General features: G+C 65.5%; 38 protein-coding genes and 1 pseudogene. 5 read left to right on the forward strand and 34 right to left on the reverse strand.

Features of this window, described 5'->3' with window-relative positions:
- Positions 1-79: 79 nt before the first annotated feature.
- From ABIC66_RS22065 to ABIC66_RS22085, 5 genes are read right to left on the reverse strand one after another with little or no spacing between them, the layout of a single operon-like run.
- A complete protein-coding gene (locus tag ABIC66_RS22065) occupies positions 80-1,327 on the reverse strand; it encodes a TCR/Tet family MFS transporter (RefSeq protein WP_354073167.1) in 1,248 nt (415 codons plus the stop codon).
- The gene (locus ABIC66_RS22070; protein WP_354073169.1) at positions 1,324-1,818 is read right to left on the reverse strand and encodes an SRPBCC domain-containing protein; all 495 of its coding nucleotides are present in this window, start codon (positions 1,816-1,818) and stop codon (positions 1,324-1,326) included. The genes ABIC66_RS22065 and ABIC66_RS22070 overlap by 4 nt, the downstream gene beginning before the upstream one ends.
- Positions 1,815-2,156 (reverse strand): ArsR/SmtB family transcription factor, encoded by a 342-nt coding sequence (locus ABIC66_RS22075; protein ID WP_354073171.1) that lies wholly within the window; start codon positions 2,154-2,156, stop codon positions 1,815-1,817. Before ABIC66_RS22075 ends, ABIC66_RS22070 begins: the two co-directional genes overlap by 4 nt.
- A complete protein-coding gene (locus ABIC66_RS22080; RefSeq protein WP_354073173.1) occupies positions 2,153-2,488 on the reverse strand; it encodes an MmcQ/YjbR family DNA-binding protein in 336 nt (111 codons plus the stop codon). The genes ABIC66_RS22075 and ABIC66_RS22080 overlap by 4 nt, the downstream gene beginning before the upstream one ends.
- A gap of 10 nt (positions 2,489-2,498) precedes the next feature.
- On the reverse strand, positions 2,499-2,957 hold the full coding sequence (locus ABIC66_RS22085) for a VOC family protein (RefSeq protein WP_354073175.1): 459 nt from the start codon (positions 2,955-2,957) through the stop codon (positions 2,499-2,501).
- A gap of 152 nt (positions 2,958-3,109) precedes the next feature.
- Here ABIC66_RS22085 and ABIC66_RS22090 point away from each other — a divergent pair, with 152 nt between their 5' ends.
- Positions 3,110-4,963 carry a glycoside hydrolase family 35 protein gene (locus ABIC66_RS22090; protein ID WP_354073176.1) on the forward strand — a complete coding sequence of 618 codons (1,854 nt, stop codon included), beginning with the start codon at positions 3,110-3,112 and terminating at the stop codon, positions 4,961-4,963.
- A 37-nt stretch (positions 4,964-5,000) separates the two neighbouring features.
- On the opposite strand, the gene ABIC66_RS22095 is transcribed toward ABIC66_RS22090, so the two are convergent.
- Complete coding sequence (locus ABIC66_RS22095; protein WP_354073178.1) at positions 5,001-6,239, reverse strand: alkaline phosphatase family protein; 1,239 nt, start codon at positions 6,237-6,239, stop codon at positions 5,001-5,003.
- Between the two features lie 178 nt (positions 6,240-6,417).
- Here ABIC66_RS22095 and ABIC66_RS22100 point away from each other — a divergent pair, with 178 nt between their 5' ends.
- The 3 genes from ABIC66_RS22100 to ABIC66_RS22110 are packed head-to-tail and all read left to right on the forward strand — an operon-like array spanning position 6,418 to position 8,716.
- The gene (locus tag ABIC66_RS22100) at positions 6,418-7,329 is read left to right on the forward strand and encodes an ABC transporter ATP-binding protein (RefSeq protein ID WP_354073180.1); all 912 of its coding nucleotides are present in this window, start codon (positions 6,418-6,420) and stop codon (positions 7,327-7,329) included.
- A complete protein-coding gene (locus ABIC66_RS22105) occupies positions 7,329-8,156 on the forward strand; it encodes an ABC transporter permease (protein WP_354073182.1) in 828 nt (275 codons plus the stop codon). The genes ABIC66_RS22100 and ABIC66_RS22105 overlap by 1 nt, the downstream gene beginning before the upstream one ends.
- A gap of 2 nt (positions 8,157-8,158) precedes the next feature.
- A complete protein-coding gene (locus ABIC66_RS22110; RefSeq protein ID WP_354073184.1) occupies positions 8,159-8,716 on the forward strand; it encodes a sugar O-acetyltransferase in 558 nt (185 codons plus the stop codon).
- Between the two features lie 128 nt (positions 8,717-8,844).
- On the opposite strand, the gene rplQ is transcribed toward ABIC66_RS22110, so the two are convergent.
- The 28 genes and pseudogenes from rplQ to ABIC66_RS22250 form a co-directional block, all read right to left on the reverse strand.
- Positions 8,845-9,258 carry a 50S ribosomal protein L17 gene (gene rplQ, locus ABIC66_RS22115; protein ID WP_354073186.1) on the reverse strand — a complete coding sequence of 138 codons (414 nt, stop codon included), beginning with the start codon at positions 9,256-9,258 and terminating at the stop codon, positions 8,845-8,847.
- Positions 9,259-9,445: 187 nt separating this feature from the next.
- Positions 9,446-10,462 (reverse strand): DNA-directed RNA polymerase subunit alpha, encoded by a 1,017-nt coding sequence (locus tag ABIC66_RS22120; protein WP_047413138.1) that lies wholly within the window; start codon positions 10,460-10,462, stop codon positions 9,446-9,448.
- A gap of 78 nt (positions 10,463-10,540) precedes the next feature.
- Complete coding sequence (gene rpsK, locus ABIC66_RS22125; protein WP_018112960.1) at positions 10,541-10,930, reverse strand: 30S ribosomal protein S11; 390 nt, start codon at positions 10,928-10,930, stop codon at positions 10,541-10,543.
- A 13-nt stretch (positions 10,931-10,943) separates the two neighbouring features.
- A complete protein-coding gene (gene rpsM / locus ABIC66_RS22130; RefSeq protein WP_047413133.1) occupies positions 10,944-11,312 on the reverse strand; it encodes a 30S ribosomal protein S13 in 369 nt (122 codons plus the stop codon).
- 277 nt (positions 11,313-11,589) lie between these two features.
- Positions 11,590-12,159, reverse strand: a complete 570-nt coding sequence (locus ABIC66_RS22135) for an adenylate kinase (RefSeq protein WP_354073188.1) — start codon at positions 12,157-12,159, stop codon at positions 11,590-11,592.
- A 136-nt stretch (positions 12,160-12,295) separates the two neighbouring features.
- On the reverse strand, positions 12,296-13,651 hold the full coding sequence (gene secY / locus ABIC66_RS22140) for a preprotein translocase subunit SecY (RefSeq protein WP_354073190.1): 1,356 nt from the start codon (positions 13,649-13,651) through the stop codon (positions 12,296-12,298).
- Positions 13,652-13,877: 226 nt separating this feature from the next.
- A complete protein-coding gene (gene rplO, locus ABIC66_RS22145) occupies positions 13,878-14,363 on the reverse strand; it encodes a 50S ribosomal protein L15 (protein WP_354073192.1) in 486 nt (161 codons plus the stop codon).
- Positions 14,364-14,514: 151 nt separating this feature from the next.
- Positions 14,515-14,700, reverse strand: a complete 186-nt coding sequence (rpmD, locus tag ABIC66_RS22150; protein ID WP_354073194.1) for a 50S ribosomal protein L30 — start codon at positions 14,698-14,700, stop codon at positions 14,515-14,517.
- Positions 14,701-14,703: 3 nt separating this feature from the next.
- Complete coding sequence (rpsE, locus tag ABIC66_RS22155; protein ID WP_096051657.1) at positions 14,704-15,309, reverse strand: 30S ribosomal protein S5; 606 nt, start codon at positions 15,307-15,309, stop codon at positions 14,704-14,706.
- Positions 15,310-15,319: 10 nt separating this feature from the next.
- Entirely contained in the window at positions 15,320-15,670 is a 351-nt protein-coding gene (gene rplR, locus ABIC66_RS22160; RefSeq protein ID WP_252634392.1) for a 50S ribosomal protein L18, read from the reverse strand.
- Positions 15,671-15,673: 3 nt separating this feature from the next.
- Complete coding sequence (gene rplF, locus ABIC66_RS22165) at positions 15,674-16,207, reverse strand: 50S ribosomal protein L6 (RefSeq protein ID WP_354073197.1); 534 nt, start codon at positions 16,205-16,207, stop codon at positions 15,674-15,676.
- A gap of 18 nt (positions 16,208-16,225) precedes the next feature.
- Positions 16,226-16,624 (reverse strand): 30S ribosomal protein S8, encoded by a 399-nt coding sequence (rpsH, locus tag ABIC66_RS22170; protein WP_099579526.1) that lies wholly within the window; start codon positions 16,622-16,624, stop codon positions 16,226-16,228.
- A gap of 10 nt (positions 16,625-16,634) precedes the next feature.
- Positions 16,635-16,940, reverse strand: coding sequence for a 30S ribosomal protein S14 (rpsN, locus tag ABIC66_RS22175; RefSeq protein ID WP_354073199.1), 306 nt, complete (start codon positions 16,938-16,940; stop codon positions 16,635-16,637).
- A 24-nt stretch (positions 16,941-16,964) separates the two neighbouring features.
- On the reverse strand, positions 16,965-17,522 hold the full coding sequence (gene rplE, locus ABIC66_RS22180) for a 50S ribosomal protein L5 (RefSeq protein WP_354073201.1): 558 nt from the start codon (positions 17,520-17,522) through the stop codon (positions 16,965-16,967).
- Entirely contained in the window at positions 17,515-17,829 is a 315-nt protein-coding gene (gene rplX / locus ABIC66_RS22185) for a 50S ribosomal protein L24 (protein ID WP_354073203.1), read from the reverse strand. The genes rplE and rplX overlap by 8 nt, the downstream gene beginning before the upstream one ends.
- Entirely contained in the window at positions 17,829-18,197 is a 369-nt protein-coding gene (gene rplN, locus ABIC66_RS22190; RefSeq protein WP_125159663.1) for a 50S ribosomal protein L14, read from the reverse strand. Before rplN ends, rplX begins: the two co-directional genes overlap by 1 nt.
- Before the next feature lie 17 nt (positions 18,198-18,214).
- Entirely contained in the window at positions 18,215-18,454 is a 240-nt protein-coding gene (gene rpsQ, locus ABIC66_RS22195) for a 30S ribosomal protein S17 (RefSeq protein ID WP_354073205.1), read from the reverse strand.
- A gap of 10 nt (positions 18,455-18,464) precedes the next feature.
- Positions 18,465-18,656 (reverse strand): 50S ribosomal protein L29, encoded by a 192-nt coding sequence (gene rpmC / locus ABIC66_RS22200; protein WP_047413099.1) that lies wholly within the window; start codon positions 18,654-18,656, stop codon positions 18,465-18,467.
- A 5-nt stretch (positions 18,657-18,661) separates the two neighbouring features.
- Positions 18,662-19,093 carry a 50S ribosomal protein L16 gene (gene rplP, locus ABIC66_RS22205; RefSeq protein WP_058348437.1) on the reverse strand — a complete coding sequence of 144 codons (432 nt, stop codon included), beginning with the start codon at positions 19,091-19,093 and terminating at the stop codon, positions 18,662-18,664.
- 13 nt (positions 19,094-19,106) lie between these two features.
- A complete protein-coding gene (rpsC, locus tag ABIC66_RS22210; RefSeq protein WP_354073208.1) occupies positions 19,107-19,859 on the reverse strand; it encodes a 30S ribosomal protein S3 in 753 nt (250 codons plus the stop codon).
- Positions 19,859-20,239, reverse strand: a complete 381-nt coding sequence (gene rplV, locus ABIC66_RS22215; protein ID WP_354073210.1) for a 50S ribosomal protein L22 — start codon at positions 20,237-20,239, stop codon at positions 19,859-19,861. The genes rpsC and rplV overlap by 1 nt, the downstream gene beginning before the upstream one ends.
- Positions 20,240-20,241: 2 nt before the next feature.
- Positions 20,242-20,520, reverse strand: coding sequence for a 30S ribosomal protein S19 (rpsS, locus tag ABIC66_RS22220; protein ID WP_035049354.1), 279 nt, complete (start codon positions 20,518-20,520; stop codon positions 20,242-20,244).
- 3 nt (positions 20,521-20,523) lie between these two features.
- Positions 20,524-21,363, reverse strand: a complete 840-nt coding sequence (rplB, locus tag ABIC66_RS22225; RefSeq protein ID WP_354073212.1) for a 50S ribosomal protein L2 — start codon at positions 21,361-21,363, stop codon at positions 20,524-20,526.
- Positions 21,364-21,366: 3 nt separating this feature from the next.
- Positions 21,367-21,663, reverse strand: coding sequence for a 50S ribosomal protein L23 (locus ABIC66_RS22230; protein WP_354073214.1), 297 nt, complete (start codon positions 21,661-21,663; stop codon positions 21,367-21,369).
- Positions 21,663-22,301, reverse strand: coding sequence for a 50S ribosomal protein L4 (gene rplD / locus ABIC66_RS22235; protein WP_354073215.1), 639 nt, complete (start codon positions 22,299-22,301; stop codon positions 21,663-21,665). Before rplD ends, ABIC66_RS22230 begins: the two co-directional genes overlap by 1 nt.
- Complete coding sequence (gene rplC, locus ABIC66_RS22240) at positions 22,301-23,071, reverse strand: 50S ribosomal protein L3 (protein ID WP_354073217.1); 771 nt, start codon at positions 23,069-23,071, stop codon at positions 22,301-22,303. The genes rplD and rplC overlap by 1 nt, the downstream gene beginning before the upstream one ends.
- 13 nt (positions 23,072-23,084) lie before the next feature.
- Positions 23,085-23,393, reverse strand: coding sequence for a 30S ribosomal protein S10 (gene rpsJ, locus ABIC66_RS22245; protein WP_004616952.1), 309 nt, complete (start codon positions 23,391-23,393; stop codon positions 23,085-23,087).
- 13 nt (positions 23,394-23,406) lie between these two features.
- Positions 23,407-23,609 (reverse strand): annotated as a pseudogene (locus tag ABIC66_RS22250) (hypothetical protein).
- Positions 23,610-24,012: 403 nt separating this feature from the next.
- Between ABIC66_RS22250 and ABIC66_RS22255 the strand changes: the two are divergent.
- Positions 24,013-24,771 (forward strand): outer membrane protein, encoded by a 759-nt coding sequence (locus ABIC66_RS22255; protein ID WP_354073220.1) that lies wholly within the window; start codon positions 24,013-24,015, stop codon positions 24,769-24,771.
- Positions 24,772-24,845 lie beyond the last annotated feature (74 nt).

Consider the following 24,845-nt stretch of genomic DNA (forward strand, 5'->3'; position numbering starts at 1 on the left):
GGTTGCCCGTGAACTCAGCCGAGCTTTCGGGCGAGTCTATGGCGGCGAAAGGTCGAGGTTTCGGCGATGGCTTAAGGCGTCAGGCGGCCTGCGGTTCCGGAACGGCGGGCCGGGCTTTGGCGTAGCCCAGGATGGCCGCGCCAAGCATCAGCGCCGCGGCGATCAGCACCGGCAGGCCGGGCATGTGCAGCGTCGCGTCGTGGCGCACGGCGAAGGCGAACGGCATCAGGAACAGCGTCGGGCCCAGGATCGAGGCGATGCCCATCATGGCCGAGTTGGCGCCCTGCAGCTGCCCTTGCTCGTTGGGCAGGACGCGGCGGGTCATCAGGCCTTGCAGGCCCGGCTGGATCAGGCCGGTCAGGGCGAAGATCGGCAGGCCGCACAGATAGAGAAAGCCGGTCGGGGCCAGGGCGTAGATCATGAAGCCCGCGAAGCCCGAGACGAGGCCGATCAGCAGCGCCCCGCGCTCGCCGACCGCCTTGACCACCCGCCCGACGACCAGGGCCTGGACGATGATGCCCGAGACGCCGCTGGCCATCAGGGTCAGGCCGATGGTCGCCGGCGACCAGCCGTAACGGAAGCCCATGTACAGCACGAAGACGCTGGGCAGCACGTTGTGGGCCAATTGAAACAGAAAGCCGACGCCGGCCAGGCCCAGCAGGCCCGGATGCTTGCGCAGCAGCTGCAGCGAGCCGACCGGATTGGCCTTCTTCCAGTCGAAGCGCGGCTGGCGGCGCTCGGGCGGAAGGGATTCTGGCAGGATGAAGAAGCCGTACAGCCAGTTACACAGGGCCAGAGCCGCGCAGACCAGGAACGGCGCGCGGTGGTCGAACGTCCACAGCCAGCCGCCTAGCGCCGGACCGAAGGTGAAGCCGACGCCGAACGCCGCGCCCATCAGGCCAAAGCCCTTGGCGCGATTCTCGGGCGAGGTGACGTCGGCGATATAAGCGCTGGCGGTCGAGAAGCTGGCCGCTGTCATGCCGTTGAACACCCGGCCGACGAACAGCCACCACAGGTTCGGCGCGAAGGCCATGAACAGGAAGTCGACGCCCAGGCCGAAGATCGAGGTCAGGATCACCGGCCGGCGGCCGAAGCGATCGGACATCAGGCCCAGAACCGGCGAGCAGAAGAATTGCATCACGCCCCAGGTCGTCGCGAATAGCACGACCCAGTCGGCCGCCGCCGCCGTGTCGCCGCCGCCGAACGATTTCACCAGATTGGGCAGGACCGGGATCATCACGCCCAGGGACAGCACGTCCATGATCGCGGTGACGAAGATGAAGCCCAAGGCCGCCTGCCGGCGTCCTCCCGTGATCTGTTTGGTCATGCGTCTGTCTCCCCGTCCGCCCCTAGTTGTATGCTGTTCGCTCGCCCCGCAAGCCCCGCCAGCAGTGCTCGCCACCATTCGCCGTGGCGCTGCAGGAAGAGCTGATCCGGGAAACCGTGCCGAGCCACGTGCGGAGCCGGGACGCTGTCCCAGCCGCGATGCTCGACGGTGACGCGGGTCCCCTCCTCCACCGGCTCAAAGCGGACCTCGACCTCGGTGTCCATCTCGGGCGTGAAGGAGGCCTGGCGCCAGCCGAACACCAGCCGCGCGCCGCGTTCCCAGGCCCGCACCCGCCCGATCTCGAATACCTTGCCCGTCGGCAGGCGCTCGACCAGCCGGCCGTCCTCGAAGGCCATGACGCCCGGCGAGCGTGGGGTGAACGAGAACAGCGCATTGGGCCGCCACCACAGGGCTATGTCGTCAGTGAAGGCGTCGAACACCGTCTCGGGCGGCGCGGCGATCCGCAGGGCGACCAGGATCTTGGAACTCACGCGCCATCCCCTCGGACCTTGTTCTCCACGTGCGCCTTCAGGGCCGACAACTGGTCGACCCAGTGGTCCTCGGCCGCCTCCAGCCAGGCCCTCAGCTCGGCCATCGGCCCAGGACACAGGCGATAGACCCGCACCCGGGCGTCGAACTCGGGATGGCTTTCCTCGACCAGGCCAGACTGGCGCAGCGCCCGCAGGTGGCGGCTCATCGCCGGCGGCGTCAGACCCAGGCTTTCGGCCAGCTCTCCCGCCCGACGCGGTCGTTCGCGCAGCAGGTCGACGGTCCGCCGCCGATGCGGATCGGCCAGAGCCGCCAGGGTTCGATCGAGCGCCTCGTTCAAGGCTGGAGGTCCAGCAACTTCTTCGGCGCGACGTTGCGCCAGGCGTCGGTCAGGGCGCCGCGCGCCGTGGCCTCGTCGCAGGCCGAAAGGCGCAGACGCGTCGCCCCGCCCCTGCCCCAGCCGCCCGGCACGGGAACGAAGACGTCTGGCTCGGCGGCCACGCGCATCTCTTGCTGGTCCGGCGTCAGCTTGACCATCGCCCAGGCGGCGTCGGGATTGTCCAGGGTCGCGAAGATCTTGCCGCACCGGAAATCGACCGTGCCCATGTGCGAGCTCTCGATCGCCTGGGGCATGGCCAGGGCCAGCCGACGGAAGTCGTCTTGAGTTATCATGGGGGCGTGATCACTCGGCGCCCACGGCGATCTTCAGGCCGCTGCGCTTTTCCATCTCTTCGGTCGACACCACCTCGACATCGGCCGACACGGTCCAGATGTGCTGTTCGGGATCGCGGCAGCGATAGGTGCGCGCGCCGTAGAACTGGTTGGCCGGCTCCATCAGGATCTCGGCCCCGGCCGCTTTGGCCCGCGCGCAGTGAGCGTCAACGTCGCCGGTGATGTAGATGTGCACCGTCTGGGTGGTCTTGCCGCCCAGCGAGGCGGGGCTGGCGTGGTTCTCGCTCCACTCGTTGCCGATCATGATCGTCGAGCCGGCATAGCCCATCTGCGAGTGGGCCAGATTGCCCTCGGCGTCCTCGATCAGGAAGGTCAACTCGAAGCCGAACGCCTTTTCCAGGAAGGCGATGGCGGCCTTGGGATCGCGGTAGGTGACGGCCGAGACCAGGCCGGTGCGTTGCTCGGGCATGACGGACCTCGTTGCGATATCTGATAATATTTAACGCATATCGAAACGATCTTGGCAACCGCCGTTGGTGCGCCAGGCTCCCTCTCGCCAAGGCGAAGCCTTTTGTCGTACAAATCCGATTCTGGGCGATTAGAACCCGTTGGGAGAAGCGTATGAACCGGACCGTGGGATTGATGCTGGGCGCGGCCCTCTCCGCATTGGCTCTATCGTCGGCGGTCGCCGAGGCGCGGCCGGTCGCGCCAGCCCACAGCTTCACGGTCAGCGGCGCCGGGTTCCTCAAGGACGGCAAGCCCTACCAGGTCATTTCGGCCGAGATGCACTATGTCCGCATCCCGCGCGCCTATTGGCGCGATCGCCTGCACAAGGCCAAGGCGATGGGCCTGAACACGATCACCACCTACGCCTTCTGGAACGCGCACGAGCCGCGCCCCGGAGTGTACGACTTCACCGGCCAGAACGATCTGGCCGCCTTCATCCGCGCCGCGCAGGCCGAGGGACTGGACGTGATCCTGCGCCCCGGCCCCTATGTCTGCGCTGAATGGGAACTCGGCGGCTATCCGTCGTGGCTGCTGAAGGACCGGTCCCTCGTCCTGCGCTCGACCGACCCGAAATACACCGCCGCGGTCGAACGGTGGATGGTGCGGCTGGGCCAGGAAGTGAAGCCGCTGTTGCTGCGCAATGGCGGCCCGATCGTCGCGGTGCAGCTGGAGAACGAATACGGCGCGTTCGGCGACGACAAGGCCTATCTCGAAGGGCTGGAGGCGACCTACCGCCGCGCCGGCCTGGCCGGTGGCGTGCTGTTTACGTCCAACCAGGCGTCCGATCTAGCCAAGGGATCTCTGCCCAATCTGCCCTCAGTGGTGAACTTCGGGTCGGGCGGCGCCCAGAACGCGGTCGCCAAGCTGGAGGCTTTCCGGCCCGACGGCGTACGGATGGTCGGCGAATACTGGGCGGGCTGGTTCGACAAGTGGGGCGAAGACCACCACGAAACCGACGGCCGCAAGGAGGCCGAAGAGCTGGGTTTCATGTTGCGGCGCGGCTATTCGGTGTCGCTGTACATGTTCCACGGCGGGACCACGTTCGGCTGGATGAACGGCGCGGACTCGCACACCGGGACTGACTACCACCCCGACACCACCAGCTATGACTATAACGCGCCGCTCGATGAAGCCGGCAATCCCCGCTACAAATACGGGCTGCTGGCCTCGGTCATCGCCGAGGTCACCGGCAAGCCGGCCGCGCCGACTCCCGCACCAACCGTCGCCGCCACCTTCCCGGTCTCCGCGATCCGGCGCAGCGCATCCCTATGGCGCAATCTTCCCAAGCCGGTTCTCGCCAAGCGGCCGCTGACGTTCGAGGAACTGGGCCAAAACTACGGCTACGTGCTCTACCGGGTCCCGCTCGCCAAGGGAAAGGCGGGCCCGCTGGTTCTCAAGGGCATGCACAGCTACGCGCAGGTCTATGTCGACCAGAAGCTGGTCGGAACGCTGGATCGCCGTCTCGCCCAGGAAACGGTGGACCTGCCCGAGCGGACCGGGCCGGCCACGCTCGATATCCTGGTCGAGAACACCGGGCGGGTAAACTATTCGCACGCGATCCGCACCGAGCAGACGGGGCTGACCGGCGCCGTGACCCTGGACGGCAAGCCGCTGAACGACTGGAGCATGTTCCGCCTGCCGATGGACGATCTGTCCAAGCTGCGCATGTCGTCCCAGCCTTGCGTCGGTCCGTGCTTCTACGAGGCCGAGATGACCGTGGACCGGCCCGCGGACACCTATCTGGACACGCGCGGCCTCCACAAAGGACAGCTCTGGCTCGGCGCGCGCAATCTTGGCCGGTTCTGGTCGATCGGGCCCGTTCACACGCTGTATGCGCCGGCGCCCTGGATGCAGCGCGGCGCCAATCGCATCGTTTTCTTCGATCTGACGGGGGACGCCACCGACCGCCTGACGACGGTGGCGGCGCCGGTCTTCGGAAAGGTCACCACCAAGCGCGAGGCGCAGTAGCCGTCGGGGCGAGCTCGAGCTGTAAAGGCCCTAGAACCTACCGCAGCGCCCGGCCCAGCACCGTCAACGATCCGTCGCCCTTCTCGGGCTTCACGCCGGTGATCCTGGCCAGCAGCGGATAGACGTCGACATTGTCGAACACCGGCAGGACGACGCCGCTCTTGAACGACGGGCCATGGGCCACGAACACCGCCCGCATCCGCGGGTCATAGGGGTCGAAGCCGTGCGCGCCGCCGTCCTTGGCGTCCCATTTGCCAGGCTTCTTCCGGGCCTCGAGCGTCGTGGTGTACCAGCCGGTCTCCGACAGGCAGACGATGGCCGGGACACGGATGTTGCGACCATAGTGGAAGCGAGCCGGGATCTGGCTCTTCCTCCAGCAGGCCATGTGCGGCGGGGGTTTGGTTAGGAACGCGTTCTCGACCGTCTTGGCCTGGCCCGGCTGGGGCGAGAAACTGGTTATCGCGCCCTTGGCGACCAGATGGATCTTCGACAGGTCGATCAGGTCGTCCAGCACCACGCGATTGTCCGCCGGCAGCGGCGCCATGCCGTGGTCGGCCACCACGACAATGTCGGTGGCCTCGAACCGTCCCCGCGCCTTCAAGCCCTCGACCAGGCGGGCCAGCGACCGGTCGACCACCGCCGCGGCGGCCCGCACCTCGGACGAGTCCGGGCCGAAGTGATGTCCCTCGGTGTCGACCGCGTCGAAATAGAGGGTAGTGAAGGCCAGCGGCGGACCGTCGGCGCTATCCATCCACGCGAGGATCTGGTCGACGCGGGCGTCGTACGGAAACTTGGCGTCGTACTTCATCCAATGCGTGGGCCGTACGCCGTCGATCGCGACCTCCGAGCCCGGCCAGAACATGGCGGCGGCGCTCTTGCTCCGGCGCTCGACCGACCACCAGAACGGCTTGGCCTGGCTCCACCAGCGCGGATCGTTGGCGGTCGGGCCGTTCATCGTGAACTTGGGGCCGCCGATCACGGCGTCCTCCATCTCGTTGCCGACCACGCCGTTGCGGTCGGGCCGCTTGCCCGTCACCAGGGTGTAGTGGTTCGGATAGGTCTGGCTGGGAAACGACGGCCGCATCGCCCCGCGCGCGCCGTCATCGGCCAGGGCCTTCAAGGTCGGGGTATCGCCGCGGTCCAGATAGTCGGCGCGGAAGCCGTCGATCGAGACCAGGATCGTCAGGTGCGGGGCCTTTTCGCGCGCCAAGGCGCCGCCCCCTGCCAAGGCCACGCTGGCGACGAGGATCAGGAAGATCAGGCGGCGGGCGATCATCGGCGAGCTCACGACCATGGGTGAAACCAGGATTTCAGCCCGTGATCATCGCCACTGATTGCAGGCGTATGACAACCGAGGTTCGAGCGGGCATGACCGGCTCTTAACTTGGCGCAAGCCGCACGCCTCGCCATAGTCGCCGCGTCGAGCCGAGTCGTTCGGCGCCGGAAACGCCCGCATGTCGATCGCCCTCGAGGCCGACCGCCTCACCAAGACCTACGGGGCGGTGCGCGCCCTCGACGACTTCTCCATCGCCATACCCGCCGGCGGCGTGTTCGGGGTCCTGGGCCCCAACGGCGCGGGCAAGAGCACCCTGTTCCGCATCGCCCTGGGCCTAGTGCGGCCGACCAGCGGCTCGGCCCGCCTGTTCGGCGCGCCGGCTGGCGACATCAGCGCCCTGCGCAAGGTCGGGGCGATGATCGAGACGCCGCGCTATCCGGCCTATCTGACCGCCCGTGACACCCTGAAGATGCTGGCCCTCGAGAGCGGAGCCAAGAATGCCGACATCGGCGGCTGGCTGGAGCGCGTCGGCATCGCCCACGCCGCCGACCGCGCCACCAGCGGCTTCTCGGTCGGCATGAAGCAGCGCCTGGGCCTGGCGGCGGCCTTCTTCACCAAGCCCGAGCTGGTCATCCTTGACGAGCCGACCAGCGGCATGGATCCGGCCGGCATCCAGGAAATCCGCGCCCTGATCGTCGACCTGGCCCAGCGCGAGGGCGTCACGGTCATCCTGGCCAGCCACCAGCTGGACGAGGTCAAACGGGTCTGCGACCGGGTCGCCATCCTGTCCAAGGGCAAGATCGCCGCCGAGGGCTCCGTGGACGCCCTGACCGCCGGCGACGCGCGCCTGCGCATCACCGCCGCCTCGCCCATCGCCCAGGTGCTGAGCGTTCTGGGCGCCAAGGGCGCGGCCGACGGGCCCGACGCGGTGCTGGCCGACATCCGTCGCGAAGAGGCGCCCGCCCTGATCCGAAGCCTGGTCGAGGCCGGCGTCGAGATCACCGAGGCCCGCTGGCGCGAGGCCGACCTGGAAGGCGTCTATCTCCGGACCCTCGAGAGCGCCCAGCCTCCAGTGGAAGGAGCCGCCTGATGCTCGCCGACGCCATCGCCGCCGAACGCTTCCGCCTGCTGCGCGACCGTTCGGCCCTGTTCTGGGGCTTCTGCTTCGCCCCCATCGTCGGCTTCATGCTCAGCGTGGGCGGCGATCTTTTCCTGCGCAACGTGATCAAGAAGCCAATGCCGGGCGTCACGGTCGGCGTGGTCGATCAGGTCATCAAGGCTCTGTCGGGCGGGTCCTCGACCTTCGGGGCCCTGTTCCTGATGATCGGCGCGGCGGCCATTCTCGCCAGCGACTACCGCTGGGAGACTTGGCGGCTGCTGACCCCGCGCAACACTCGGCCGAACCTGTTGCTGGCCAAGCTGGCGGTGGTTGGCGAGGCGGTGTTCTGGAGCCTTGTGCTGACCGCGCTCCTGTCGGCCCTGGCCGCGCTGATCGGCTCGGTGATCAGTGGTCGGGCCGTGGCCTTCTCGATGTTCGATCGCAACCTGTTCGACGTGATCGGCGTGCTGGCCATCACCTGGCTGGAGGCCATGACCCTGGCCGCCCTGGCCGCCTGCGTCGGGGTGCTGTCGCGTTCGACCATGGGCGTGGTCATCGCCTGTCTGGGCGTGCGCTTCGTCCAGACCGTGCTGGCCAGCTCCCTGCGCCTGATGGAGCAGGGCCAGCCGAGCTGGAAACTCCTGGCCCTGCCCGTCTTCGACGCCGACCTGCTGCGCGCGGCGCTGCTGGACCCCGGCCAGCTGGGCTCCGCCAGCGGCTCGGCCGGCGCGGCCCTGGCGGTGCTGGCGGTCTGGGTGGCGGCCCTGGCCACGGCGGCCGTCTTCCTGTTCCGCCGCCAGGACCTGACCAAGGAGTAGGCGTGAAGACCCAGAAGCAGAGGATGCTGGCCGGCGAACTCTACACCGCCGACGATCCCGAACTGCAAGCCGACCAAGCCGCCAACCAGGCCTGGATGGACCGCTACAACGCTCCGGGCCAGGACCAGCGCCCCGCCCTGCTGGCCGAGCATCTGGGCGCGGTGGGCGAGCGCGTAACCATCCGCGCGCCGTTCCATTGTGACTACGGCTACAACATCAAGATCGGCGACGGCGTGTTCCTGAACTTCGGCTGCGTGATCCTGGACGTGGCCGAGGTGACGATCGGCGAAGCCACGGCCATCGGACCGGGCGTGCAGATCCTGACCGCCGACCATCCTCGCGACCCCGTCTTGCGCCGCACCGGTCAGGAGACCGGCCGACCGATCCATATCGGGGCCAATGTCTGGATCGGCGGCGGAGCGTTGATCCTGCCCGGCGTGACGATCGGCGACGACGCGGTGATCGGCGCCGGCGCCGTGGTCACCCGCGACGTGGCGCCAGGCGTGACCGTGGTCGGCAATCCGGCGCGGCCGGTGCGAGCGAGGGGGTTAGGTTCTTGACGAACGAAAGCCGCGTCCTGGACAGGGCGTGGCCTCTGCCCTGTCCAATCGGGAGCGGGATCGACCACCCCACGAAAAAGGCCCCGGATTTCTCCGGGGCCTTCACGTTCAGCGCAGGCTGAAAGATCTTAGTCTTCGGCGTCGTTGACGTAGACCGGACCCGAGTCCTTGCCCTTTTCCGAGACGTCGCGATCGACGAACTCGATCACCGCCATCGGGGCGTTGTCGCCATAGCGATAGCCGGCCTTCAGGACGCGGATGTAGCCGCCCTGACGGTCCTTGTAGCGCGGGCCGAGGGTCGCGAAGAGCTTGCCGACCTGTTCGACGTCGCGAACCGAGCTGATGGCCTGACGACGAGCGTGCAGGTCGCCGCGCTTGGCCAGGGTGACCAGCTTTTCGACGATCGGACGCAGTTCCTTGGCCTTGGGCAGGGTGGTGACGATCTGCTCGTGCTTGATCAGCGAGGCCGACATGTTGGCGAACATGGCGGTGCGGTGAGCCGAGGTGCGGCCGAGTTTACGGTGAGCCTTACCGTGACGCATTTTGTATCTCCTGGGCGATCAGCCCGAGCGGCGCGAAAAGTAGGCGCCTTGTTGTCACCAATCCTGGTCCGTCCCGACCGGGTCAGAGCGAAGCGCCGGGGCCCTCGACCGCGTGAGCGGCTTCAAAAGGCCCAGGCCGCCCTCGCTAGAGAGCGGCCCGGATTTAGCGCGTTAGGCTTCGAGGTTCTTAGATTTGGTCTTCGAACTTCTTGGCCAGGTCTTCGATGTTCTCCGGCGGCCAGTTCGGCACGTCCATGCCGAGGTGCAGGCCCATACCGGCGAGAACTTCCTTGATCTCGTTCAGCGACTTGCGGCCGAAGTTCGGGGTGCGGAGCATCTCGGCTTCGGTCTTCTGGATCAGGTCGCCGATGTAGACGATGTTGTCGTTCTTCAGGCAGTTGGCCGAACGGACCGACAGCTCCAGCTCGTCGACCTTCTTCAGCAGGGCCGGGTTGAACGGCAGTTCCGGCTTGGACTCGTCGGCCGACTTGGCCTTCGGTTCCTCGAAGGTGATGAAGATCTGCAGTTGGTCCTGCAGGATCCGGGCGGCGTAGGCCACGGCGTCCACCGGAGTGACGGCGCCATTGGTTTCCACTTCCAGGACCAGCTTGTCATAGTCCAGCGACTGGCCTTGACGGGTCGGCTCGACGCGATAGGCGACGCGCTTGACCGGCGAGTACAGGGCGTCGACGGCGATCAGGCCGATCGGCGCGTCTTCCGGACGGTTACGGTCGGCCGGGACATAGCCCTTGCCGTTGTTGACCGTGAACTCCATGCGCACCGAAGCGCCGTCGTCCAGCGTGCAGAGCACGTGGTCGGGGTTCAGGATTTCGATGTCGGCCGGGGTTTCGATCTGACCGGCGGTCACCGGGCCGGGGCCCGTGGCGCGCAGGGTCATGCGCTTCGGGCCTTCGGCGTGCATCCGGACGGCCAGTTGCTTGATGTTCAGAACGATGTCGACGACGTCTTCACGGACGCCTTCGAGCGAGGAGAACTCGTGCACCACGCCATCGATTTGGATGGCGGTGACGGCGGCGCCTTGCAGCGACGAGAGCAGAACGCGACGCAGGGCGTTGCCGAGCGTCACACCGAAACCGCGCTCGAGGGGCTCGGCGACGATACGGGCCTTGCGGGTCGCATCGGCGCCGGTTTCGATCTGCGGCTTCTCAGGACGGATCAGCTCGTTCCAGTTTCTTTCGATCACGTGGTCGGGTCCCTTGAACGCGGCTCGCCGGCCGCGTTTTTGCGCAGCCGGCGAAGGAGATTGGTGGTCTAAAAAGTACTAGACGCGACGACGCTTGGGCGGACGGCAGCCGTTGTGCGGGATCGGCGTGACGTCGCGGATGGTCGTGATGGTCATGCCCGCGGCTTGCAGCGCGCGCAGAGCCGACTCACGGCCAGAACCCGGACCCGAGACGTTGACTTCCAGGGTCTTCACGCCGTGCTCGGCGGCCTTCTTGCCCGCGTCTTCCGCAGCCATCTGAGCGGCGTACGGGGTCGACTTGCGCGAGCCCTTGAAGCCCATCATGCCGGCGCTCGACCAGGAGATGGTGTTCCCCTGCGCGTCGGTGATGGTGATCATGGTGTTGTTGAACGAGGCGTTCACGTGCGCCACGCCCGAGGTGATGTTCTTACGTTCGCGCTTCTTTACGCGAGCCGGTTCCTTGGCCATCGGTCAGGCTACCTTATTTCTTCTTGCCGGCGATCGGCTTGGCCGGACCCTTGCGGGTACGAGCGTTCGTGTGGGTGCGCTGACCGCGGACCGGCAGGCCCTTGCGGTGACGCAGGCCGCGGTAGCAGGCCAGGTCCATCAGACGCTTGATGTTCATCGAGTTCTCGCGGCGCAGATCGCCCTCGACGGTATAGTCGCGGTCGATCGTTTCGCGGATCGCCAGGACTTCGGCGTCGGTCAGTTGATTGACCCGACGCGCATCCTCGATGCCCACCTTCGTGATGATTTCACGAGCGGACCGTTGGCCGATGCCGTGAATGTACTGAAGCGCGATCAAAACGCGCTTGTTCGTCGGGATGTTGACGCCTGCGATACGGGCCACGTCTAATGTTCTCCTAGTCACGCACTAAAGACGCGAACGGCGCGCCCGGCCGGATCCAGAGAATCCAAACCGGCGCGCACGGATCGCGCCCTTTCGCGGAAGCGCCCCGTTATAGGGATCGTTTCGCTTCCGTCAACAATTGAATCCACCGGGTTCCAGTGAATTCGGGCTTTTCTGGAGCGTGACAGCCGAAAGGGGTTGCCGGTTTCGGCGCCCGTCACGCTTTACTCTAAAATTGAGCCCGCTGATCCGTTTCGACGAGTCGAAACGGGCAGGCTCAAGCGACGACACTCAAGGCTTCGTCGATGGAATTGGCGACGGTTTCGACCGAACCCATTCCGTCCAGCTCCGTCAGCTTCCCCTGCCCTTCGTAGTAGGGCAGCAGAGGCGCGGTCTGGGCGTTGTACTGGGCCAGGCGAGTCACGAAAACTTCGGGGTTGTCGTCGGGCCGTCCCTGTTCGTCGAACCGCTTCTTGATCCGTTCGATCAGGGCTGGTTCGTCTACCTTGAGTCGGAGAACCACGTCGATCTGCTGTCCGCGCGCGGACAGCATTTTATCCAGGGCCTCGGCCTGGGCCACCGTACGCGGGAAGCCATCGAAGATCGCGCCACCGGCCGCCTCGGCTTCGGGCAAACGATCCTCGATCAGGGCGATGACGATCTCGTCGGTGACCAGCTCGCCGCGGTCCAGCACGCCCTTGACGCGTTGGCCCAGCTCGGAGCCCGAGGCGATGGCGGCGCGCAGCATGTCGCCGGTCGAGAGCTGCACCATGCCGCGCTCGGTGACCAGGCGCTTGGCCTGGGTCCCCTTCCCCGCCGCCGGCGGACCGAACAGGATCAAGTTCATTTAAGCCCCTTCGCGCGTCGGCCGGGTCTACGCCCGGCTCATCTCCCGAAGCAGACCTAGAGCCCCGGGAAAGAAAACGGAAGCCGGTTTTGTGACAAACCGGCTTCCGACGCTTCTATAAAAATTAAGGCCGAGCTTAGCGGTTGCGACCGCCGCGCAGCTTCGACTTCTTGATCAGGCCTTCGTACTGGTGGGCCAGAAGGTGCGACTGGATCTGCGCCACGGTGTCCATGGTCACCGTCACGACGATCAGGATCGAGGTGCCGCCCAGGGCGAACTGGTTCGACTTGATCGCCATCATCGCCAGCTCCGGCGCCACGCAGACGGCCGTGATGTAGGCCGCGCCGATCACCGTCAGGCGAGTCAGCACATAGTCCAGATACTCGGCGGTGCGCTTGCCCGGGCGGATGCCCGGCAGGAAGCCGCCGTACTTGCGCAGGTTCTCGGCCGTCTCCTCGGGGTTGAACACGACCGAGGTGTAGAAGAACGAGAAGAAGATGATCAGCAGCGCGTAGAACACCAGGAACGCCGGGTGGCCGTGCTGCAGCGCGCCGACCACGCCCGGCAGCCACGACAGCCACGCCGGGAGGTTGGTGGTCGAGATGAATTGCATGGCGGTCGTCGGCAGCAGCAGCAGCGACGAGGCGAAGATCGGCGGAATGACGCCCGCGGTGTTGATCTTCAGCGGCATGAACGAGCTTTCGCCGCCGATCATGCGGTTGCCTTGCTGGCGCTTGGGATAATGGACCAGCAGGCGGCGCTGCGAGCGCTCCATGAACACGATCGACAGGATGGCGGCCACGCAGCCGAACACGATCAGGAACAGCGGGGTGTAGTTGCCCGAGGTCTGGGCCTGGACCAGCATCTGGCCCAGCACGATCGGCAGGCGAGCCACGATACCCGCGAAGATGATCAAGCTGACGCCGTTGCCGACGCCGCGGCTGGTGATCTGCTCACCCAGCCACATCAGGAACAGGGTGCCGCCGGTCAGGGCCACGACGGTCGAGGCCACGAAGAAGGCCGGACCGATGCCGCCGACGACCACGCCCTGCTGGGCCTGCAGGCCGAAGGCGATCGAGGCCGACTGGACGACGGCCAGCACCACGGCGAAATAGCGCGTGTACTGGTTGAGGGTCTTGCGGCCCGCCTCGCCGCCTTCCTTCTTCAGCTTTTCCCACGGCGGATACACCGAGCCCATCAGCTGCACGATGATCGAGGCGCTGATGTAGGGCGTCACGTTCAGCGAGAAGATCGCCATGTGCTGGACGGCGCCGCCCGAGAACAGGTTGAACATGCCGAGAAGGCCGCCCGAATTGCCGTTGAACAGCCGCTCGAAGGCCACGGCGTCGATGCCGGGGATCGGGATGTAGGTGCCAAGGCGATAGACGATCAGGGCGATGATCGTGAACCAGATACGCTTGTGAAGTTCGGTCGCCTTTTGGAACGACGCGAAATTCATGTTGGCTGCGAGTTGTTCGGCGGCCGAGGCCATTCAGATCCCCACGACTCAAGAGCGCGAATGCCGAAAGTGGATATCGCTTTCGGCGGCGACCACGCTCTGAAATTTGGTTTCTCGGACCAGGCTGGCCCGAGGAGAGCGCCACAAATAGGTGAGGCCCGCCGCGATGTCACGGCGAGCCTCGTATTTCTGTCATCCCGGTCGAAAACGAAGTCCCGTCAAGCGCCCCAAAGGCGCTCACCGGGATGACATTATGGTCTTAGGCTTCGGCTTGCGCCTTGGCCTTCTTGGTCACGGTGACCGAACCACCAGCGGCCTCGACGGCCTTGATGGCGGCTTCGGTGGCCGAGTAGACGGTCAGCTTCAGGGCGGTCTTGATCTCGCCCTTGCCCAGCAGCTTCACGCCGTCCAGTTCGCGACGGATCACGCCGGCGGCGACCAGTTCAGCAGCGCCCAGCTCGGCGCCCTTCTTGAACTTGCCAGCGGCGACGGCCTGTTCCAGGCGCCACAGGTTCACTTCGGCGAACTCGAGGCGGAAGGGGTTGTTGAAGCCGCGCTTCGGCATGCGCATGTGCAGCGGCATCTGGCCGCCTTCGAAGCCGGCGATGGCGACGCCCGAGCGCGCCTTCTGGCCCTTCACACCGCGACCGGCGGTCTTGCCCTTGCCCGAACCCGGGCCGCGGCCGACGCGCATGCGGCCCTTGGTCGAGCCTTCGCGGGGAGCCAGTTCGTTCAGCTTGGTCATATGTGCCTCTCCTTGGAGATCTGCGCCCGGCGAAAGCCGGACTCGGCTGTTGAATTCGAAGATGCGCTTGAAACCCTAAAACAGGCGGGATTTCAAACGAAAACCACCCCGGCTTTCACCGGGGTGGCGCTTTCGGCGTCTCGTAGCAGACCTACTCGACGATTTCCAGCAGGTGCGCGACCTTGCGGATCATGCCGCGGACCGACGGCGTGTCTTCCAGCGTGGACACGCGGCCCAGCTTGTTCAGACCCAGACCGGCGAGCGTGGCGCGCTGGTCCTTTTCACGACGGATCGGGCTGCCGGTTTGGCGCACCGTGACTTGCTTAGCGTCAGCCATGACTTAACCCTCGATGGCTTCCGGCGACGAAGCGCCGTCGGCGCGACGGCCGAGGATGTCGCCAACCTTCTTGCCGCGCTTGGCGGCGATCTGGCGGGGCGACGACTGGACCTTCAGGGCCTCGAACGTGGCGCGAACCATGTTGTAAGGGTTCGAGGAACCCGTCGACTTGGCCACGACGTCCTGGACGCCCAGGGTTTCGAGAACCGCGCGCATCGGACCGCCGGCGATGACGCCGGTGCCGGGAGGCGCCGCGCGCATCATCACCTTGCCAGCGCCCCAACGGCCAGCGCCGTCGTGGTGCAGGGTGCGGGATTCGCGCAGCGGAACGCGGATCATCGTCTTCTTGGCTTCTTCGGTCGCCTTGCGGATGGCTTCCGGCACTTCACGCGCCTTGCCATGACCGAAGCCGACGCGGCCCTTTTGGTCGCCAACGACCATCAGAGCGGCGAAGCTGAAGCGACGACCACCCTTCACGGTGGCGGCGACGCGGTTGATGTGGACGAGCTTTTCGACGATGTCGCTGTCGACCCGCTCTTCGGGGGCGTTGCGGTCGCGACGGTCCCGGCGTTGACCGCCTTCACCGCGCTGTTGTTCACCACGAGCCATTTCGTTTCCCTTAGAAGTTCAGGCCGGCTTCGCGCGCGGCGTCGGCCAGGGCTTTCACCCGGCCGTGGAAGATGTAACCACCACGATCGAAAACGACGTCCTTGACGCCCTTTTCGATGGCGCGCTCGGCGACGAGCTTGCCCACGGCGGCGGCGGCATCCTTGTCCGCGCCCTTGCCTTCGGCTTCCAGAGTGGAGGCCGACGCCAGGGTCACGCCGCGTTCATCATCGATGATCTGGGCGTAGATGTTCTTGGACGAGCGGAAGACCGACAGGCGCGGACGACCGTTGGCCAAGCTCTTGAGGCGGGTGCGAACGCGCTGAGCGCGCTTGGCCGCCGATTCACGAGGAGAGAGCGCCATGGCTTACTTCTTCTTGCCTTCCTTGCGGCGAACCTTCTCGCCAGCATAGCGCACGCCCTTGCCCTTGTACGGCTCAGGCGGACGGATGCGGCGGATCTTCGCGGCAATCTCACCGACCGCCTGCTTATCAATGCCGGCGATCTTGATTTCGGTCTGCTTCGGCACGGCGAAGGTGACGCCGGCCGGAGCCTCGACGTCCACATCGTGGCTGAAGCCGAGCTGGAGGCTCAGGGCGGTGCCCTTCATGGCCGCGCGGTAACCGACGCCGACCAGTTCGAGGCTTTCCTCGAAGCCGGTGGTCACACCGTGCACCATGTTGGCCACCAGCGTGCGGGACAGACCCCACATGCCCTTGGCGCGCTTCGTGTCGACGCGCGGAGTCAGAAGGAGCTCGGCGCCCTCTTGCTTGACTTCGACTTCGTCGGCGATCGTCCACGACATCTGACCCTTGGGGCCCTTCACCGTGACCGTCTGACCATCGAGCGTCAGGGTGACGTTCGAGGGGATTGCGACGGCTTTCTTACCGATACGTGACATGCTCTTTCCCTCCCGCGCCTAGTAGACGCGGCAGAGGACTTCGCCGCCGACGTTAGCGTCGCGTGCAGCGGTGTCCGACATGACGCCCTTCGGCGTCGAAAGGATCGAGATGCCCAGGCCGTTCTTGATCGGCTTCAGGTCCTTGATCGACGAATAGACGCGACGGCCAGGCTTGGACACGCGGCTGATCTCGGCGATCACGGGCTCACCGTCGAAGTACTTGAGCTCGATCTCGAATTCGGGGAACGCACCGGGCTTCTCGATCAGCGAGTAGCCGCGGATGTAGCCTTCGTCGGCCAGCACGTCGAGGACGCGAGCGCGCAGCTTGGAAGCCGGCGTCGAGACCTTGTTGCGCTTGCGCGTGGCGGCGTTCTTGATACGAGCGATCAGGTCGCTCAGGGGATCGTTCATCGACATCTGATCGTCCTCACCAGCTCGACTTGACGAGGCCGGGGATCTGGCCCTGCGAACCCAGTTCGCGGAGCGCGATACGGCTCATCTTAAGCTTGCGGTAGTAGGCGCGCGGACGGCCCGTGACTTCGCAGCGGTTGCGGATACGGATCGCCGAGCTGCTGCGGGGCAGCTTGGCGAGCTTGAGGCGAGCCTCGAAGCGTTCCTCGAGCGGCAGGCTTTCGTCGTTGGCGATCGCCTTCAGCGCGGCGCGCTTCTCGGCGAACTTCTTGACGAGGGCCTTGACGGCTTCGTTGCGGTTGACGGCGCTTTTCTTGGCCATGGTTTGTTTTCCCTTCCCGCTCTCTTAGTTGACGAACGGGAACTGGAATTCCTTCAGGAGAGCCTTGGCTTCCTGATCGGTCTTCGCAGTGGTGCAGACGATGATGTCCATGCCCCAGATCTGTTCGATCTGGTCATAGTTGATTTCCGGGAACACCAGGTGCTCCTTCAGGCCCATGGCGTAGTTGCCACGGCCGTCGAAGCTCTTGCCGTTCAGGCCGCGGAAGTCCTTCACGCGCGGAAGCGCGATCGTGACCAGGCGGTCCAGGAACTCGTACATACGGTCCTTGCGCAGGGTGACCTTACCACCGACCACCATGCCTTCGCGCAGCTTGAAGCCGGCGATCGACTTGCGGGCCTTGGTGGCGACGGGCTTTTGGCCGGCGATCGCCTGCAGGTCCTTCAGAGCGGTCTGGGCCTTCTTGGAGTCGGCCACGGCCTCGCCGATGCCCATGTTCAGGACGATCTTGTCCAGCTTGGGGATCTGCATCTCGTTGGTGTAACCGAACTGCTCCTTCATCGCGGCGCGGATGCGCTCGCGATATTCGGACTTCAGCCGGGGCTCGTAAGCTTGATCAGCCATTGATCACCTCGCCGGTCGTCTTGGCGACGCGCACCTTCTTGTCGCCTTCGATCTTGAAGCCGACGCGGGTGGCCTTGCCGTTGGAGTCCACGACGGCGACGTTCGAGACGTGCAGCGCGGCTTCCTTGTGCTTGATGCCGCCTTGCGGGTCGGCTTGGGTCGGCTTGGTGTGACGCGAAACCATGTTCACGCCTTCCACGACGACCCGGTTGTCCTTCGGCAGGACCTGCAGGACAGCGCCTTGCTTGCCCTTGTCCTTGCCGGCCAGAACGACGACGCGGTCGCCCTTCTTGATCTTAGCGGCCATTACAGCACCTCCGGAGCGAGGGAGATGATCTTCATGTGGTTCTTGGCGCGCAGTTCACGAGGAACCGGGCCGAAGATCCGCGTGCCGACCGGCTCGCTCGCCTTGTTCACGATGACCGCGGCGTTCTTGTCGAAGCGGATGACCGAGCCATCCTTGCGCTTCAGATTTTGATTCACGCGAACGACGACGGCGCGAAGCACGTCACCCTTCTTCACACGGCCACGCGGGATGGCTTCCTTGACGGAGACGACGATGACGTCGCCCACGCTGGCGTAGCGACGGCCTGCGCCGCCCAACACCTTGATGCACATGACCCGGCGAGCGCCAGAGTTATCAGCGACTTCCAGGTTAGTTTGCATCTGGATCATGGTCTAAACCTTCCAGATTAAGCCGAAGCCTTGGGAAGTGCTTCCCAGGTCTTCAGCTTGGACTTCGGAGCGCACTCGACGATGCGAATAGCTTCGCCGGCCTTGTACGCGTTGGATTCGTCGTGCGCGTGGTACTTCTTCGACTGACGCACGATCTTCTTCAGGATCGGGTGAACGATAGTCCGTTCGACCTTCACCACGACGGTCTTATCGCCTTTGTCGGAGACGACGACCCCTTCGAGGATACGCTTGGGCATATCGTTCTCCTTAAGCCGCGGCCTTGGCGCGCAGCACGGTCTTGATCCGCGCGATATCCTTGCGGATCTCGTTGACGCGGTGGGTCTTCTCGACCTGGCCCGTGGCGGCCTGGAAGCGCAGGTTGAACTGCTCTTTCTTCAGGCTGATCAGGGTGTCGGCCAGCTGGTCGGGGGTCAGGCCCCGGATGTCAGCAATCTTCATGATCCTCAAGCCTCCACGGCCACGCCCGCGTCGAGGCGGGTGACAACACGGGTGCGGATCGGCAGCTTGGCGGCGCCCAGGCGGAGAGCTTCACGCGCGATATCGTCCGGCACGCCGTCGATTTCGAACATGATGCGGCCCGGAGCCACGCGAGCGGCCCAGTAATCCACGGCGCCCTTACCCTTACCCATCCGGACTTCCGCCGGCTTGCCGGTGACCGGCACGTCCGGGAAGATACGGATCCAGACGCGGCCTTGACGCTTCATCTGGCGGGTGATGGCGCGACGAGCGGCTTCGATCTGGCGAGCCGTGATGCGCTCCGGCTCGACGGCCTTCAGGCCGTACGAACCGAAGTTCAGCAGGGTGCCGCCCTTCGAAGCGCCGTGGATGCGGCCCTTGAACTGCTTGCGGAATTTGGTCTTTTTCGGAGACAGCATGGCGATCTAATCCTTAGGCGCGATCGCGACGGTCACGACGGTCGCCCCGGTCGGGACGATCGCCGCGCTCACGGCCGCCACCTTCGCCGGCGGGGCCGGACTCGGTGGCCAGGCGCTTGTCGAGCGCCATCGGATCATGCTCCAGCACCTCGCCCTTGAAGATCCAGGTCTTCACGCCGATGATGCCGTAGGTGGTCTTGGCTTCGGCGAAACCGAAGTCGATGTCGGCGCGCAGGGTGTGCAGCGGCACGCGACCTTCGCGATACCACTCCATCCGCGCGATTTCCGCACCGCCGAGGCGACCCGAGACGTTGATCCGGATGCCCTTGGCGCCGAGACGCACGGCCGACTGGATCGAACGCTTCATGGCGCGACGGAAAGCGATACGGCGCTCGAGCTGCTGAGCGATCGACTCGGCCACCAGCTGAGCGTCGGTTTCCGGCTTGCGGATCTCGACGATGTTCAGGTGGACTTCGCCTTCGGTCATCACCGACAGGTCCTTGCGGAGCTTGTCGATGTCAGCGCCCTTCTTGCCGATGATGACGCCCGGACGGGCGGCATAGATCGTGACGCGGCACTTCTTGTGCGGACGCTCGATGATGATGCGCGAAACACCGGCTTGGTACAGGCGCTTCTTCAGGGCGGCGCGGACCGCGAGGTCCTGGTGCAGCAGCTTGCCGTACTGGGCGCCGTCGGCGAACCAACGGCTGTCCCAGGTGCGGTTGACGCCGAGCCGCAGCCCGACCGGATTGACTTTCTGACCCATTAGGCGGCCTCACCCAGTTCGCGGACCACGATCGTGATCTCGGAGAACGGCTTCTCAACGCGCGTCGCGCGACCGCGAGCGCGGGGCGAGAAACGCTTCATGATCAGGTTCTTGCCCACATAGGCCTCGGCGACGACCAGGGAGTCGATGTCGAGGTTGTGGTTGTTCTCGGCGTTCGAGATCGCCGAGTACAGCGCCTTGCGGACGTCCTGAGCGATGCGCTTGTGGCTGAACTCGAGCTCGTTGAGAGCGCGTTGGACGTTCAGGCCACGGATGGACTGAGCGACCAGGTTCAGCTTGCGCGGGCTGGTGCGCAGGGTGCGCACCTTGCACATCGCTTCGGCGGCCGGCAGGCGGCGAGCTTGCTTTTGCTTGGCCATGATTACTTCCTCTTGGCCTTCTTGTCGGCGGCGTGGCCCGGGAAGTTGCGCGTGGGCGCGAACTCGCCGAACTTCATGCCGACCATGTCTTCCGACACGGAGACCGGGACGTGCTTCTGGCCGTTGTGCACGCCGAACACCAGGCCGACGAATTGCGGCATGATGGTCGAACGACGCGACCAGGTCTTGATGACGTCCTTGCGGCCCGACGACAAAGCGGCGTCGGCCTTCTTCAGGAGGTACCCGTCGACAAACGGGCCTTTCCAGACGGAGCGGGTCATGGCTTAGCGGCCCTTCTTCGCTTTGTGGCGCGAACGGATGATGAACTTGTCCGTGGCCTTGTTGACGCGGGTCTTGGCGCCCTTGGTCGGCTTACCAGCCGGGGTCACCGGGTGGCGGCCGCCCGAGGTGCGACCTTCACCACCACCGTGGGGGTGGTCGACCGGGTTCATGGCGACACCGCGGACGTGCGGGCGACGGCCCATGTGACGAGAACGACCGGCCTTGCCGAGGTTCTGGTTCATATGGTCGGGGTTAGAAACGGCGCCGACGGTGGCCATGCACGTATCGAGCACCATGCGCAGCTCGCCCGAGTTCAGGCGGATCTGGGCGTAGCCGGCGTCACGACCGACCAGCTGGGCGTAGGCGCCAGCCGAACGGGCGATCTGACCACCCTTGGCGGGCTTCAGCTCGATATTGTGGATGATCGTACCGATCGGCAGCGTGCGCAGCGGCGAGGCGTTGCCCGGCTTCACGTCGACCTTTTCAGCCGTGACGACTTCGTCGCCGGCCTTGAGGCGTTGCGGGGCCAGGATGTAGGCCAGCTCGCCGTCGCTCTGATACTTGATCAGGGCGATGAAGGCGGTGCGGTTCGGATCGTACTCGAGGCGAACGACCGTGGCCACGCCTTGCTTACGACGCTTGAAGTCGACCAGACGGTACAGGCGCTTGGCGCCGCCGCCGCGGAAACGGACCGCGATGCGGCCATTGCCGCCGCGACCGCCCGACTTGGTCAAACCTTCGACGAGCTTCTTCTCGGGCTTACCCTTGTGAAGTTCGCTGCGGTCGATCAGCACCAGGCCGCGTTGGCCCGGGCTGGTCGGGTTAAAGTGCTTCAAGGCCATGTCTTAGAGCCCCGTCGTGATGTCGATCGACTGGCCTTCGGCCAGCGTCACGATCGCTTTCTTGACGTCGGAGCGGCGCCCGACGATGCCACGGAAGCGCTTGGTCTTGCCCTTGGTCACGATGGTGTTGACCTTGGTCACCTTGACCTTGAACAGCTCTTCGACGGCGGCGGCGATTTCGTCCTTGGTCGCGTCGTTGGCCACCTTGAAGACAACCTTGTTCTGCTCCGAGAGCAGGGTCGTCTTTTCGGTGATCACCGGCGACAGGATCGTATCGTAGTGGCGAGCGGTGGCGGCCATTAGGCGGCTTCCTTCTCAGCGAAACGGGCCGAGATCGCTTCGACCGCGTCCTTGGTCAGGACGAGGGTCTGGCGACGCAGCACGTCGTAGACGTTCAGGCCGGCGTTCGGCAGGACATCCACGTTCGGAATGTTGCGGGCGGCGAGCTTGAAGTTCGCGTCCACTTCCGGACCAGCGATGACCAGGGCGTTCTTCAGGCCGATCTTGTCGAAGGTGGCGCGCAGGGCGGCCGTCTTCGCTTCGGTCAGAACCACGCTGTCCAGCACGACCAGCGAGCCGGCCTTGGCCTTCGACGACAGGGCGTGACGCAGAGCCAGGGCCCGGATCTTCTTGGGAAGATCGAAGGCGTGGCTGCGGACGACCGGGCCGTGGGCCTTGGCGCCGCCGACGAACTGAGCCGCACGGCGCGAACCGTGACGAGCGCCGCCGGTGCCCTTCTGCTTGTACATCTTCTTGCTCGTACGAGAGACCTCGTTACGAACCTGAATCTTGTGGTTGCCCGAGCGGCGCTTGGCCAGCTGCCAGGTCACGACGCGCTGCAGGATGTCGCCACGGATTTCGTCGATGCCGAAGATGGCGTCGTCGAGATCCACGGAACCGGCCTTCGCGCCGTCAAGCTTGATGACGTCGAGTTTCATTAGCCTTCGCCCTCTTCGGTCGTAGCCGCGGGGGCCTCTTCAGCGGGGGTCTCAGCAGCGGCGGCGGCCGGAGCCTCGCCAGCCTTGCGGAAAGCGCCCGGACGCGGGAGGTCGGCCGGAGCGGCCTTCTTCACGGCGTCGCGGATCTTCACGTAGCTGCCTTCGTGGCCCGGGACGGCGCCCTTGACCAGGATCAGGCCACGCTCGACGTCGACCTTCCAAACGGTGACGTTCAGAGTGGTGACGGTTTCCTGACCCAGGTGACCGGCCATCTTCTTGCCCGGGAACGTACGACCCGGGTCCTGGCGGTTACCGGTCGAGCCGTGCGAACGGTGCGAGACCGAAACACCGTGAGTGGCGCGCAGACCACCGAAGTTCCAGCGCTTCATGGCGCCGGCGAAGCCCTTACCGACGGTCACGCCTTGGATGTCGACCTTCTGGCCGGCGACGAAGTGGTCGGCCGTGAACTCGGCGCCGACTTCGATCAGGGCGTTCTCTTCGACGCGGAACTCGGCGACGACGCGCTTCGGCTCGACGGCCGCCTTCGCGAAGTGGCCGCGCAGGGCCTTCGAGGTGTTCTTGGCCTTCTTCGGACCGGCGCCCAGTTGCAGGGCGGTGTAGCCGTCCTTCTCAACGGTGCGCTGAGCCGTGACCTGGCAACCGTCGAGCGACAGGACGGTGACCGGCACGTGCTGGCCGACTTCGTCGAAGAAGCGGGTCATGCCCAGCTTCTTGGCGATCAGGCCGGTGCGTTGGGTGGGGAGAGTCATGGATCGGCCCTCCTTACAGCTTGATTTCGACGTCAACGCCGGCCGACAGGTCGAGCTTCATCAGCGCGTCCACGGTCTGCGGAGTCGGGTCAACGATGTCGAGAACGCGCTTGTGCGTACGGATCTCGAACTGCTCGCGCGACTTCTTGTCGACGTGCGGCGAACGGTTGACGGTGAATTTCTCGATAAGCGTGGGCAGGGGGATCGGGCCCCGTACCGTCGCACCAGTGCGCTTGGCCGTATTGACGATCTCGCGCGTGGAATGATCCAACACGCGGTGATCGAAGGCCTTGAGCCGGATGCGGATGTTCTGACGATCCATATCGCTCGGTTTCCTAGTGGGCTGCGCCCGCGTCTCGAACCATTTCAAAGACCAACTCGAACTCCCGAGAGAGTTCGTACGCAGCGTCCGCAAAACAAAATACCCCTGCGGTCGCCCGCCGAGGTGGTTGTCCAGATATTGCGCCCCTTCCCGAGAGAAGGTTGGCGGCGCTATGTCCGGGCGTCTCGCGAACCGCGTTTGAGCCCTAGAGCTCACAGCCGGTCCAACAGAGGCGCGCTTGTACGTTCCGGAATCGGTTTCGTCAAGCGCTGTATCCGGTTCGTCTCATCCTTGAGGGACTCGAGTCGTCGGGCGGGTTCTGGATAGGCGCGGCGCCCCATCCGCGCAAGGCCCGCGGAAACATAACATCGGTCTGCTTTTAACGCTTTCGGGCCGAAGGATAGCAAGAACGTGCGCCCACCTACGCGTAGGCGAAAACCTCGCCCGCGCAAGTGTCACAAAATTGCATTATTCGTCCTGCAAGCGCCGCCGTCGGCCTTGAGCCCCCCGCCGAACCTCCATAGATGCCGCCCCTCCCCGGCGGACTTGGCGGCCCCTCCCCCAACAACGACCGCCCTGCCAGCCGGAGGAGCCACTGTTGTGTAAGGGGATTGACCCAATGAATACCAAGCTCTTCGCCACCGCCGCCCTGATCGCCGCTGCCGTCTCGGCCCCGGCCTTCGCGCAAAACGTCGGCTCGGTCGGCGCCGCCGTGAACTACACGGACCTGAACACCCGCTTCGGCGGCAATGACGGCACCTCGGTCGTCGTCGACGGCTCGGTCGCCATTCCGCTGCAAGGCGCATGGACCGTGACCGCCAACGGCGACGTCTCGATCTCGGACAACGACCTGTCGGACGAAACCGTCGCCTCGGGCGCCGTCCACCTGACGACCAAGCTTGGCGACACCGTGCGCGTCGGCGGCTTCACCGCCCTGTCGCGTCCGTCGAACGACACCCTGTGGGCCGTCGGCGCCGAAGCCCAGAAGTACCTGAGCAACGTCACCCTGACGGGCCTGGCGGCCTACGGTCAGTCGAACGACCTGGACGCCGATCTCTACACGGTTCGCGGTGAAGCCCGTTACTTCGTGTCGGATAACTTCCGCCTGAACGCCGGCGCCGGCTGGTCGCGCATCGACACCAACGTCAACGCCGACCTGTGGGACGTGAATGCCGGCGGCGAATATAAGTTCGCCAACACCGGCTGGTCGACCTTCGCCAAGTACACTCACGCGGAATCGAAGGACCTGGCCAAGCTGAACTCGGACGCCGTCAAGGTCGGCTTCCGCTACACCTTCGGCGGCAGCCTGAAGGATCGTGACCGCGCCGGCGCCGACCTGGCCACGGCCGGCGATCTGTTCGGCTTCGGCGTCCGCTAAGGACCCGACCGGTTCGACATGAAGAAGGCCCCGGGAGCGATCCCGGGGCCTTCTCTCTCTATATATAGAGTGTG

Origin of the sequence: Caulobacter sp. 1776 (assembly GCF_040545685.1) — a bacterium.
GTDB lineage: Bacteria > Pseudomonadota > Alphaproteobacteria > Caulobacterales > Caulobacteraceae > Caulobacter.

Excerpts from the sequence above, each read along its gene's own strand:
- ABIC66_RS22065 (WP_354073167.1), bottom strand. The coding sequence starts at position 1,327 with ATGACCAAACAGATCACGGGAGGACGCCGGCAGGCGGCCTTGGGCTTC.
- ABIC66_RS22080 (WP_354073173.1), bottom strand. The coding sequence starts at position 2,488 with ATGATAACTCAAGACGACTTCCGTCGGCTGGCCCTGGCCATGCCCCAG.
- ABIC66_RS22085 (WP_354073175.1), bottom strand. The coding sequence starts at position 2,957 with ATGCCCGAGCAACGCACCGGCCTGGTCTCGGCCGTCACCTACCGCGAT.
- ABIC66_RS22090 (WP_354073176.1), top strand. The coding sequence starts at position 3,110 with ATGAACCGGACCGTGGGATTGATGCTGGGCGCGGCCCTCTCCGCATTG.
- ABIC66_RS22095 (WP_354073178.1), bottom strand. The coding sequence starts at position 6,239 with ATGATCGCCCGCCGCCTGATCTTCCTGATCCTCGTCGCCAGCGTGGCC.
- ABIC66_RS22100 (WP_354073180.1), top strand. The coding sequence starts at position 6,418 with ATGTCGATCGCCCTCGAGGCCGACCGCCTCACCAAGACCTACGGGGCG.
- ABIC66_RS22105 (WP_354073182.1), top strand. The coding sequence starts at position 7,329 with ATGCTCGCCGACGCCATCGCCGCCGAACGCTTCCGCCTGCTGCGCGAC.
- rplQ (WP_354073186.1), bottom strand. The coding sequence starts at position 9,258 with ATGCGTCACGGTAAGGCTCACCGTAAACTCGGCCGCACCTCGGCTCAC.
- rpsK (WP_018112960.1), bottom strand. The coding sequence starts at position 10,930 with ATGGCCAAGGAACCGGCTCGCGTAAAGAAGCGCGAACGTAAGAACATC.
- ABIC66_RS22135 (WP_354073188.1), bottom strand. The coding sequence starts at position 12,159 with ATGAACTTGATCCTGTTCGGTCCGCCGGCGGCGGGGAAGGGGACCCAG.
- secY (WP_354073190.1), bottom strand. The coding sequence starts at position 13,651 with ATGGCCTCGGCCGCCGAACAACTCGCAGCCAACATGAATTTCGCGTCG.
- rplO (WP_354073192.1), bottom strand. The coding sequence starts at position 14,363 with ATGACCAAGCTGAACGAACTGGCTCCCCGCGAAGGCTCGACCAAGGGC.
- rpmD (WP_354073194.1), bottom strand. The coding sequence starts at position 14,700 with ATGGCTGACGCTAAGCAAGTCACGGTGCGCCAAACCGGCAGCCCGATC.
- rpsE (WP_096051657.1), bottom strand. The coding sequence starts at position 15,309 with ATGGCTCGTGGTGAACAACAGCGCGGTGAAGGCGGTCAACGCCGGGAC.
- rplR (WP_252634392.1), bottom strand. The coding sequence starts at position 15,670 with ATGGCGCTCTCTCCTCGTGAATCGGCGGCCAAGCGCGCTCAGCGCGTT.
- rplF (WP_354073197.1), bottom strand. The coding sequence starts at position 16,207 with ATGTCACGTATCGGTAAGAAAGCCGTCGCAATCCCCTCGAACGTCACC.
- rpsH (WP_099579526.1), bottom strand. The coding sequence starts at position 16,624 with ATGTCGATGAACGATCCCCTGAGCGACCTGATCGCTCGTATCAAGAAC.
- rpsN (WP_354073199.1), bottom strand. The coding sequence starts at position 16,940 with ATGGCCAAGAAAAGCGCCGTCAACCGCAACGAAGCCGTCAAGGCCCTC.
- rplE (WP_354073201.1), bottom strand. The coding sequence starts at position 17,522 with ATGGCTGATCAAGCTTACGAGCCCCGGCTGAAGTCCGAATATCGCGAG.
- rplX (WP_354073203.1), bottom strand. The coding sequence starts at position 17,829 with ATGGCCGCTAAGATCAAGAAGGGCGACCGCGTCGTCGTTCTGGCCGGC.
- rplN (WP_125159663.1), bottom strand. The coding sequence starts at position 18,197 with ATGATCCAGATGCAAACTAACCTGGAAGTCGCTGATAACTCTGGCGCT.
- rpsQ (WP_354073205.1), bottom strand. The coding sequence starts at position 18,454 with ATGCCCAAGCGTATCCTCGAAGGGGTCGTCGTCTCCGACAAAGGCGAT.
- rpmC (WP_047413099.1), bottom strand. The coding sequence starts at position 18,656 with ATGAAGATTGCTGACATCCGGGGCCTGACCCCCGACCAGCTGGCCGAC.
- rplP (WP_058348437.1), bottom strand. The coding sequence starts at position 19,093 with ATGCTGTCTCCGAAAAAGACCAAATTCCGCAAGCAGTTCAAGGGCCGC.
- rpsC (WP_354073208.1), bottom strand. The coding sequence starts at position 19,859 with ATGGGTCAGAAAGTCAATCCGGTCGGGCTGCGGCTCGGCGTCAACCGC.
- rplV (WP_354073210.1), bottom strand. The coding sequence starts at position 20,239 with ATGGCCAAGCAAAAGCAAGCTCGCCGCCTGCCGGCCGCCGAAGCGATG.
- rpsS (WP_035049354.1), bottom strand. The coding sequence starts at position 20,520 with ATGACCCGCTCCGTCTGGAAAGGCCCGTTTGTCGACGGGTACCTCCTG.
- rplB (WP_354073212.1), bottom strand. The coding sequence starts at position 21,363 with ATGGCCTTGAAGCACTTTAACCCGACCAGCCCGGGCCAACGCGGCCTG.
- ABIC66_RS22230 (WP_354073214.1), bottom strand. The coding sequence starts at position 21,663 with ATGGCCGCCACCGCTCGCCACTACGATACGATCCTGTCGCCGGTGATC.
- rplD (WP_354073215.1), bottom strand. The coding sequence starts at position 22,301 with ATGAAACTCGACGTCATCAAGCTTGACGGCGCGAAGGCCGGTTCCGTG.
- rplC (WP_354073217.1), bottom strand. The coding sequence starts at position 23,071 with ATGACTCTCCCCACCCAACGCACCGGCCTGATCGCCAAGAAGCTGGGC.
- rpsJ (WP_004616952.1), bottom strand. The coding sequence starts at position 23,393 with ATGGATCGTCAGAACATCCGCATCCGGCTCAAGGCCTTCGATCACCGC.
- ABIC66_RS22255 (WP_354073220.1), top strand. The coding sequence starts at position 24,013 with ATGAATACCAAGCTCTTCGCCACCGCCGCCCTGATCGCCGCTGCCGTC.